Source organism: Paraclostridium sp. MRS3W1 (genome assembly GCF_032465715.1).
In the GTDB taxonomy this organism is placed as follows: domain Bacteria; phylum Bacillota; class Clostridia; order Peptostreptococcales; family Peptostreptococcaceae; genus Paraclostridium; species Paraclostridium dentum.
In genome coordinates this window covers 1-3,503 of record NZ_JAWDJM010000005.1, presented here as the reverse complement: position 1 = coordinate 3,503, position 3,503 = coordinate 1, and the positions used below count along the sequence as shown (strand labels likewise).

Here is a 3,503-nt window from a genome sequence, read left to right as displayed (position 1 = left end):
AAACAAATTTTATGAATTTTTCTTTAAAAGTGCATTAAATTCAATTTAAATACCTTTAAAAACTAAAATTAATATATATCAATCAATTACATTAACATACATTTTGAAACAGCTTATATTTGCAATAAATTGACTAGTTTTAGTTTTGGGTTTACAGAACAAATGTTCTGTTAGACCGAAACTACCATTACTAAATTATAGATAATAAATAAAGTATTTATGCAATGAATTAATATTTAATTTATATACATAATATATTTATAACAGGTTTGGAGTGAAGTTAATGAATATACTTAATTTAAATACACATAATCATTTAAATCAATTTAAGGATGATTTTTATGATAGTAATGAATGCTACTTGATATTGTCAACACCTTACGAACTAAATAAAATAAAATCTATTTTAGATATAGATGAAATAACATTTAAAGATTGTTTAGACTTTGATGATAGCATACGATTAGATTTGTTTGATAACTATGATTTTTTAAGCTTAAATATATTTGAACTTATAAACAATAAAGCTATCATAAGTGAAATAAACATATATTTAGCTGATAATTACATTCTTGTAGTAAGTGACAAAGATACATTCATATATAAATACATTTTAAAAATGATGAAAGATAACTTTAAAGTAGATGAAAACCCAATTGTAGCACTATTTAAAATAAATTATTTAATTTTCAAAGAAATAATAGTAAATAGCTTTGAAAGCTTAGAGAAATTAGAAGATATGATATTGGAGTTAGAAGATAAAATGCTACAAGGGGTTAGAGATCAATATTTTCATGAAATTAGTGATATTAGAAATTTAACTAGGACTGTAGTTAAAAACACTAGGCCATTACTTTATATAGGAGATAGAATATTAAAAGAGAATATACGATATTTAACATATTCAGATATAAAAAAACATAATCTTGAAAATTTACAAAGTATCGATTTTGGTATAGATAAGTTGTACAATTTTGCTATTTCTACTAGAGAATTAGCAGATAAGTTGTTGGATATATACTCTTCACAAGTAGCTGAAAAAACTAATAGTTTAATAACTAAATTAACATTACTTACAGCTATTTCAGCTCCACTTACTATAATAACAGGTATATATGGAATGAACTTTACTTTCATGCCTTTTCTTCAATGGCGTTTTGGATACTATTGTACAATAGGATTTATGTTTTTAATATTGGCACTAGGGATAATGATATTTAAATCTAAAAAAATGCTTTAGTATTTGAATTTTGCTATAATGTAAATACATTAATTAATTGGAGGAGATTATGTATATAAAAACTAATGATAATATAAATCTTTATGTAAATAGAGAAGGGGAGGGCTTAGACTGTATATATGTACATGGAGGACCTGGTGCTTGGAGTAAAGATTTCGAAAAGTTTTGTGGCATTCATATGAATGACATGTTTAATATAACGTATTTAGACCAAAGAGGTTGTGGTAGATCTGAAGGTGAATATAACTCGGATTATTCTATTGATAGATTAGTTGAGGATATAGAAGAAGTTAGAGTGAAGCTTAACATACAAAAATTTATAATAATTGCACATTCATTTGGTGGAATTATAGCAACTTCATATGCAAGCAAATATGGAAAAAATCTAGAAGGTATTATACTAATAAACTGTACTCTAGATTTTAAAGAAGCTTTAAAAAGCCAAATAAAAGAAGGGTGTAATCTTTTGGGTGTAGATCAGATTGACTGTGATACAAACTTACAAAACTTAATATGTATTTGGAAAAAAGTAGTTTTTAATTTAGTTAGATATAATATGTATTATATGCTTCAATTTAAAAATATAAGTAACTATGAGAAGCTAGAAAATTTAGATAAAGAAATTTTAAACACGAAAATGTCTGAGCTTGCATTTGAAAATAAAAACTATTTTATAGATTATACCTATTTAACTAAAAGTATAAACATTCCGACTTTAATAATAACAGGAAGTGAAGACTATGCAGTAGGAATAGATCATCACGAAAGTTTTGAATTTAAAAATAGCATAATCAAAACTATAAATGGAAGACATACTCCTTACATAGAGGATTCATCAAAATTAATAAATATTATAAAGGATTTTGTATCTGTATTTATTTAAAATAGATATAAGTTTACATAATATTATTATTTTAAACTGTATTTTGATTTTATAACTTTTAATTTAGATAAAAGCTTTTATTTAGATTTTAAGCAGTTAATGCTTTTATATAATGTAAATATATAAAAATAAAAAATAGACCTCTTATATCTTAAATATAAAGGTCTATTTTTTTGCTATTTTATCCTAAATTAAATAAAGCTTCTGATATTTTATCGCTAGCTTCTTTATCCATTTCTTTGAGCACATGAGAGTAAATATTCAAGGTTGTATTTATATTTGAATGTCCGACTCTTTCAGAAATAACTCTTATAGGAACTTTTGAGTTTATTAAAAGCGTAACGTGAGAGTGACGTAAATCATGGAATCGTATATGTTCCAAATTATGTTCACTTAAAAATCTGCTAAATTTTTTGCTTAACACATCTTGAGCTATAGGATTTTCGTTTTTATCAAAGAACAATAAGTTTTTTTCGTTTTTTATTTTACCTTGAAGCTTCAATTCGATTTGTTCTTTTTTAAAATTTTTTAACTTATTCATAAGCTCTGTTGGAGCAGAAATTGTTCTTATAGAACTTTCTGTCTTAGGATCTTTTAAAATTACTTCCCCGTTATTTCTTACAGTTATCTTTTCTACTGTAACAGAATTATTATTAAAATCTAAATTATTCCATGTTAGACCTAGTATTTCTGATATTCTAAGACCTAATCCGCTGGCTATAAAGATAGGTAATTCTAAAGAAGTTCCTGTACATTTTTCTAATAGTTTTTGCATGTCTTGCTTATTATATATGTTATTTTTGAATTTTTTAACCTTAGGAACTTCTACATATTCTACAATATTTTCTCTTATTAACTTTAATCTATAGGCTTTTTTTGTAGCAAGTTTTAATATATTTATATGTATTTTTATTGTCTGTGGACTTAAAATTCCAACTAAGTCATCTATGTAATTTTGTATATGTATTGGGCGAAGATCTTCAATTTTATATTTTCCTAGCATGGGAATTATATATTTATTGCATATTCTTGTGTAACAATTATAGGTTGTTATCGATAAATTTATCTTATATTTTTCTAAAAAATCTTTTAAGAATATATCAAAAGTCATAGCATTTGGAAGTAATAAATCTTCGTTATATATGCTATCTTTTATCTCTGCGAGCTTCTTGGAAGCATCTCTTTTTTTATCGTATGAACCCATATTTTTTTGAATTTTTTTATTGCTTGATGGGTCTTTATATTCTAAATATACTATGTAATTTTTACTTCTTTTTCTTATAAATGCAAAGCTCATCTTTATCCTCCAATAAGAAACATTATAGTATATATTGTAACATAAAAACAAAATAAAAAACATTTAAATATCTGACACAAAAC

At 24.3% G+C, this 3,503-nt stretch carries 3 protein-coding genes; 2 read left to right on the top strand and 1 reads right to left on the bottom strand.

What is annotated here, in order from left to right:
* Nucleotides 1–283: 283 nt before the first annotated feature.
* On the top strand, nucleotides 284–1,240 hold the full coding sequence (locus RWY47_RS00205) for a magnesium transporter CorA family protein (RefSeq protein WP_021431245.1): 957 nt from the start codon (nucleotides 284–286) through the stop codon (nucleotides 1,238–1,240).
* A gap of 49 nt (nucleotides 1,241–1,289) precedes the next feature.
* Nucleotides 1,290–2,123, top strand: a complete 834-nt coding sequence (locus tag RWY47_RS00200; RefSeq protein WP_142731098.1) for an alpha/beta fold hydrolase — start codon at nucleotides 1,290–1,292, stop codon at nucleotides 2,121–2,123.
* A 181-nt stretch (nucleotides 2,124–2,304) separates the two neighbouring features.
* Here the strand turns inward: RWY47_RS00200 and RWY47_RS00195 are convergent, their stop codons facing one another.
* Complete coding sequence (locus tag RWY47_RS00195) at nucleotides 2,305–3,420, bottom strand: tyrosine-type recombinase/integrase (protein WP_025161912.1); 1,116 nt, start codon at nucleotides 3,418–3,420, stop codon at nucleotides 2,305–2,307.
* Nucleotides 3,421–3,503: the final 83 nt, after the last annotated feature.

Bases quoted from the DNA above. Each gene is read 5' to 3' on its own strand.
- RWY47_RS00195 (WP_025161912.1), bottom strand. From the start codon at position 3,420: ATGAGCTTTGCATTTATAAGAAAAAGAAGTAAAAATTACATAGTATAT.
- RWY47_RS00200 (WP_142731098.1), top strand. From the start codon at position 1,290: ATGTATATAAAAACTAATGATAATATAAATCTTTATGTAAATAGAGAA.
- RWY47_RS00205 (WP_021431245.1), top strand. From the start codon at position 284: ATGAATATACTTAATTTAAATACACATAATCATTTAAATCAATTTAAG.